This is a genomic window from Akkermansia sp. KLE1798 (assembly GCF_001580195.1).
Lineage (GTDB): Bacteria > Verrucomicrobiota > Verrucomicrobiia > Verrucomicrobiales > Akkermansiaceae > Akkermansia > Akkermansia biwaensis.
Genome location: NZ_KQ971082.1, coordinates 135,986 through 136,765, shown reverse-complemented (window position 1 = coordinate 136,765; position 780 = coordinate 135,986). Strand labels below are relative to the sequence as shown.

General features: G+C 60.6%; 1 protein-coding gene. It reads right to left on the bottom strand.

Annotated elements, in window-relative coordinates:
* Positions 1-780 (bottom strand): prenyltransferase/squalene oxidase repeat-containing protein (locus HMPREF3039_RS07250; protein ID WP_067952033.1); only part of this gene is annotated, 780 nt, incomplete at both ends.

The following is a 780-nucleotide window of genomic DNA, read 5'->3' as shown; positions in this document are numbered from 1 at the left end:
TCCACACGTCCCCGCCGCGGTTCATGGCCGCCTGCACGCCATAGTAATGCTGGTAGAGATTGGAAGAGGTGTTGTTCGCCCTCCAGTTGAAAGGCTTGTTGGTATTCTTGAGCATCCAGTCCAATCCCTTGCGCGCGGCGCTGTCGGAGCCGCTGCCGCACATCTGGAGGGACAGCACCCCCACACCCACCAGGGACGGACGGGCAGTCGCGTCTTCCCTGCCTTCCTGCATGTAGGTGAACAGGCCGTCCGGCTTGCTGCACTTGCGGCAGTACATGGCGGCCTTGCGCAGGGCGGTGCGGATCTCGCCCTTGGTGGGCTTGATGCCGCCGTGTTCCGCGGCTTTCAGGGCCTGTACGTTCCATCCGGTGACGGAAAGGTCCGTGTGGGCTCCGGCCCTGGTGTTGTAATTGTAGGCCCAGCCGCCGTCCACATTCTGGTTATCCAGAATTTTGTCCACGGCCTTCACGACGACCTTTTCCAGATTGGAAATGGAGGGAATGTCCATCTGCTTGCAGAAGGTGTACGCCTCGCAGAGGGCGTAGGTGGCCACGGCATGGTCGTAGCTGACCTCGTTTCTCTGCGGGACGAGGGAAAGAACGGGAGCCTTCATGCCCTGGTCCACGAGGAAGGAAATGCCCTTGAGCACGCTTTCTCCGAACTCCTCGGAAAGCGGGGTTTCACAGTGCGCCAGATAGGCCAGCAGGGCGAGCCCCGTCATGGAACACTTGTAATTATGGGGAGTGCCGCCCCAGGAACCGTCCTTGTTCTGCTGCTTCT